Raw genomic sequence first — 5,043 nt, forward strand, 5'->3', positions numbered from 1 at the left:
TTCTTGCGAATTACGGCGTGTACGTGTTTTTTACTTATTTGATTGGCGATGTGGTGTCTGATTAGTTGGTCTGGGCCGTACGTGCGCTGGGCCGCCGCGGGGTGGCGGTGCGCGCGGACGCCGCGGACGCGGCCGAGGCGGCGGGCGCGGTGGAGCGGGCCGCCGACGCGCTGGGCGGCCTCGACGTCCTGGTGAACAACGCGGGCGTGGCGGCCCTCGGCCCCCTGGCGGACCTGTCCCTGGCCGAGGTCGACCACACCCTCGCGGTCAACGTGCGCGGGGTCTTCCTGACCTCCGGGGCGGCCGCCGCGCGGATGACGTCCGGCGGCCGGATCATCACCATCGGCAGCTGCCTCACCCGCCGGGTCCCGGGCCCCGGCGGAACGCTCTACGCGACCAGCAAGGCGGCGCTCGTCGGGCTCACCAAGGCGCTGGCCCACGAGCTGGCGGATCGCGGGATCACGGCGAACATCGTCCATCCCGGCCCGACCGACACCGACATGAACCCCGCCGACGGCCCCTCCGCGGCCGGCCAGGCCGCGATGACCGCCCTCGGCCGCTACGGGACGGCCGCCGAGGTGGCCTCGGCGGTGGCCTACCTGGCCGGGGCCGGGGCCTCGTACGTCACCGGCGCCGAACTGGTCGTGGACGGCGGCTTCGCCGCCTGAGGGCGGGGCGGCACGGGCGAGTGGGGACGGACTCGCCGCCCGGCAGCGGCGCGGCGCGCGGGTAGCGGCGGACTCGCCGCCCGGCAGCGGCGCTGCACGGAGCGCGCCCGGGGACAGCGGACTCCTCGCCCGGTAGCGCCGCGGCACGGTACGCGCGCGGAGACAGCGGAGGCCCCGCAGTGGCGCGGCGCCGCACGCGCGCGGAGCGCACCGGTGCTGTTCGGCCGGTGTGTCCCGCGCGCGTGGGGGTGGGTTCGGGCCCGGGAGCGGGGTCAGCCGCCCAGTTCCTGGTGGCGGGCCGCGAGCCGCTGGGCGCCGTCCTCGGTGAGGGAGCCGAACAGGCGCAGGCGGGAGATGCCGCCGTCGGGGTAGATGTCCACGCGCGCGTGGGTGCCGACGGCGGGCCGCGGCAGCACGAAGCGGTGGTTGGTGTCGGGCTGCATGCGGGTGCGCGGCAGGACCTCGGTCCACTCGCCGCTCTCCCCGTCGCGCACGGAGACCGACGCCCAGCCGGCGCTGTTGCCCTTCAGGTACGCGGTGTCGATCTCGATCGCGCGGATCTCCGACCGGCCGACCAGCCGGTAGCTGATCCAGTCGTTGCCCTGGTCGCGCCGCCGGCGCGTCTCCCAGCCGTCGTCCATCTTGCGGGAGCGGCCGGGCTGGATGGTGTTGGTGGCCGGGGAGTAGAAGAGGTTGGAGGCGTCCTCGGCCAGGCCGCCGTTCTCCAGGGCGACCACGTCGAAGGTGCCGAGCGCCTGGAGCCACCGCGGGTCCGGTACGACCTCGCCGTACACGCGCAGCCGGGCGATGCCGCCGTCGGGGTGCTGGTTGAGGCGCAGGTGCGTGAAGCGCTGCTCGGCGGTGACGTCGAAGCCGTTCGCCGCGTGGCCGCCGACCGCGGTGCGCGGCACCAGCGTCGTCCACTTCACGTCGTCGCCCAGCAGTTCCTCCGGGGACGGGGTGCCCGGCACCGAGGCGGCCTCGACCGAGACCGCCTGCGGGTAGTTGCCGCGGAAGTGGGCGGTGTCGACGACGATCCCGCGGATCACACCGGGCGCGCCGAGCCGGACCAGCGCCCAGTCGTGGTCGTCGGCGGTCGGCCAGGGGTGCTCGGCGGAGACGCCGCGCCTGCGGCGGGTCTCCCAGCCGTCCATGACCTTGCCCTTGTGCCCGAAGTGCTCGGGGTCGAACTCGGCCCGCTCGGGCACCAGCAGGTTCTCCCGCTCGGCGAAGAACTCGTCGTTGGCGGCGATGACGCCGGCACCGAGCCGCCGGTCGGCCAGGTTGGCGTACCGGGTGAAGGGGAAGTCGGCGGTCCGGTAGTCCGCGTACGGGTCGCCGCCTCCGTAGGGGTTCGCGTCGCCGGTGAAACGGGCTCGACTCGGGTCTTGCTGCGCCGTCACGGTGATCAGGGATCCTTTCGGGAGTCGCCGGGTGCGGGGGTGCGGGAAGCGGGGGGGCCGGCCTACTGGGGGCGGGTGAGCAGGGTGCCCTGCGGGGCGGTGAACTCGCCGTCCGCGACGATGCGCCGGCCGCGCAGCCAGGTGGACTTCACCACGCCGTACATGGTCCGGCCGGCGTACGCGGTGACCCGGTTGCGATGCTGGAGCCCCGCCGGGTCGACGGTGAAGGTCTCGTCGGGGGCGAGGACGGCGAAGTCGGCGTCGCGGCCGGGCGCGATGACGCCCTTGCGGGCTTCGAGGCCGACCAGGGCGGCCGTGCGGGTGGACATCCAGCGGACGACGTCCTCCAGGCCGTGCCCGCGCCTGCGGGCCTCGGTCCACACCGCGGGCAGGCTGAGCTGGAGACCGGAGATGCCGCCCCATGCGGTGGCGAAGTCGTCGGTCTTCAGGTCGGCGGTGGAGGGCGAGTGGTCGGTGACGACGCAGTCGATGGTGCCGTCGGCCAGCGCCTGCCACAGCACGTCCTGGTTGGCGGCCTCGCGGATCGGCGGGCAGCACTTGAACTCGCTGGCGCCGTCGGGGACTTCCTCGGCGGTCAGGGTCAGGTAGTGCGGGCAGGTCTCCACGGTGAGGCGGACGCCCTCGGCGCGGGCCGCGGCGATCAGCGGCAGCGCGTCGCCGGAGGACAGGTGCAGGACGTGGACGCGCGCGTCGTGCTCCCTGGCCCGCGCGATCAGGTGCGCGATGGCCGTGTCCTCGGCGTCGCGCGGGCGGGAGGCGAGGAAGTCGGCGTACCGGGGCCCGCCGTGCTGGGGCGCCGCCGCCAGGTGGTGCGGGTCCTCGGCGTGCGCGATCAGCAGCCCGCCGAAGCCGGCGATCTCCGCCAGGGACCGGCCGAGCTGCTCCTGGTCGAGGTGCGGGAACTCCTCCACGCCCGACGGCGACAGGAACGCCTTGAAGCCGAAGACGCCGGCGTCGTGCAGCGGGCGCAGGTCCTTGACGTTGTCGGGCAGCGCACCGCCCCAGAAGCCGACGTCGATGTGCGCCTTGTCGGCGGCGACCCGCTGCTTCACCCGCAGGTTGGCGACCGTGGTGGTCGGCGGCAGGGAGTTGAGCGGCATGTCGACGAGGGTGGTGATGCCGCCGGCGGCCGCCGCGCGGGTGGCCGTCCAGAAGCCCTCCCACTCGGTGCGGCCCGGGTCGTTGACGTGCACGTGGGTGTCGACGAGGCCGGGCAGCAGGACGTGGTCGCCGAAGTCCTCGACGCGCGCGCCGGCCGGCACCTCGGCGTCGTACGGCAGGACGGCCGTGATCGTGCCGCCGGACACGGTGACCGCGGCGGCCCGGGTCCCCTCCGGAGTGATGACGCGCGTCGAGCGCAGCACCAGTTCAGCGTCGGACACGCGAACCCCTCTCTCTGCCGCCGGCCTGCTGCCAGGAAACTGGATGTACACCCGCGTAACGGATTTCAACGTTCTGTTGAAGGAGTCTTCACTCCCGCCCTCCCCTCGTCAAGGGGCACACTGCGGAGCAGGAGGACCGGCCGGGCGGTCTGGACGTTTCCACAAGGCGGAATTAGAATTCCATCAAGCAGAACGTAGCTACGTACAAGCGGGCGGTCAACCGGCCGCCGGGTAGGCTTCTGCCCTTCCTGCCCGCCCCGAAAGGAACGCGCCGTGCCGACGTCCAGCGCCAGCACCACCGACTCCGCCAAGTCCTCCGCCGGCGGCGGAGTCCAGTCACTGGAGCGTGCCTTCGATCTGCTCGAGCGGATGGCGGACGCGGGCGGCGAGGTGGGCCTGAGCGAGCTGTCCGCCACCAGCGGGCTCCCGCTGCCCACCATCCACCGGCTGATGCGCACCCTGGTGGCCTGCGGCTACGTACGCCAGCAGCCGAACCGCCGGTACGCGCTCGGGCCGCGGCTGATCCGGCTCGGGGAGTCCGCGTCCCGGCTGCTCGGCACCTGGGCCCGGCCCTACCTCGCCCGGCTGGTCGAGGAGACCGGCGAGACGGCGAACATGGCGCTGCTGGACGGTGACGAGATCGTCTACGTGGCGCAGGTGCCGTCCAAGCACTCGATGCGCATGTTCACCGAGGTCGGCCGCCGGGTGCTGCCGCACTCCACGGGGGTGGGCAAGGCGCTGCTCGCGGGGGTGCCCGACGACGAGGTGCGCGCGCTGCTGTCCCGCACGGGCATGCCGGCCGCGACGGAGAAGACCATCACCACGCCCGACGGCTTCCTGGCGGCGCTGGCCGACGTCCGGCAGGCGGGCTACGCGGTGGACGACAACGAGCAGGAGATCGGGGTGCGCTGCCTCGCGGTGTCCGTCCCCGACTCCCCCACGGCCGCCGCGATCTCCATCTCGGGCCCGGCCGGACGCGTCACGGAGACGGCGACCGAGAAGATCGTGCCGGTGCTCCAGCAGGTGGCCCTGGAACTCTCCCAGGCGCTGGCCAGCTCGGGAGCGTGAGCAGCAGCCTGCGGCGCCTTTCAGGGCTTGAGCCTTTCGCCCCGGGGCCGGTCACAGGCTTGAGTCCCTCACCCCGGCGGTGATCAGAGCTTGAGTCCCTCGCCCCGGCGGCGATCAGAGCTTGAGTCCTTCACCCCGGCGGCGATCAGAGCTTGAGTCCCTCGCCCCGGCGGCGATCAGAGCTTGAGTCCCTCGCCCCGGCGGCGCTCAGGGCTTGAGCCTTTCGGCCCGGCGCCGGTCGGGCGGTGAGCGTTTCACGCCGGCACGGTCAGGGGCGTGAGCACCCCGACCCGGCATCGGTGCCGGGTCGTCCCCCAGCAGCGGGTGGGCCGCCGCCGACGCTGCCGAGGGCGCGCAGGCGGGCGCGTGGGCGTGCCGGTGGCCGGTGGCCGGTGGCCGGTGGCCGGTGGCCGGTGGCCGGTGGCCGGTGGCCGGTGGCCGGTGGCCGGTGGCGAGATCGTCCCCGGGCCGGGCGCCTCGGCCCGGCTACCCCGCGAGGAC

At 74.0% G+C, this 5,043-nt stretch carries 3 protein-coding genes and 1 pseudogene; 2 read left to right on the forward strand and 2 right to left on the reverse strand.

Translation table 11 applies throughout. The features are described 5' to 3' along the window. Nucleotides 1–668 (forward strand): annotated as a pseudogene (locus PV343_RS40120) (SDR family oxidoreductase); the annotation flags it as partial. A 272-nt stretch (nucleotides 669–940) separates the two neighbouring features. On the opposite strand, the gene alc reads toward PV343_RS40120, so the two are convergent. Then, complete coding sequence (gene alc, locus PV343_RS40125; protein WP_319151994.1) at nucleotides 941–2,071, reverse strand: allantoicase; 1,131 nt, start codon at nucleotides 2,069–2,071, stop codon at nucleotides 941–943. Nucleotides 2,072–2,133: 62 nt separating this feature from the next. After that, nucleotides 2,134–3,474, reverse strand: coding sequence for an allantoinase AllB (allB, locus tag PV343_RS40130; RefSeq protein WP_319151995.1), 1,341 nt, complete (start codon nucleotides 3,472–3,474; stop codon nucleotides 2,134–2,136). 273 nt (nucleotides 3,475–3,747) lie between these two features. Between allB and PV343_RS40135 the strand changes: the two genes are divergently transcribed. After that, a complete protein-coding gene (locus PV343_RS40135; RefSeq protein WP_319151996.1) occupies nucleotides 3,748–4,542 on the forward strand; it encodes an IclR family transcriptional regulator in 795 nt (264 codons plus the stop codon). Nucleotides 4,543–5,043 lie beyond the last annotated feature (501 nt).

The organism is Streptomyces sp. WI03-4A (genome assembly GCF_033792105.1).
GTDB classification, from domain to species: Bacteria; Actinomycetota; Actinomycetes; order Streptomycetales; family Streptomycetaceae; genus Streptomyces; species Streptomyces collinus_A.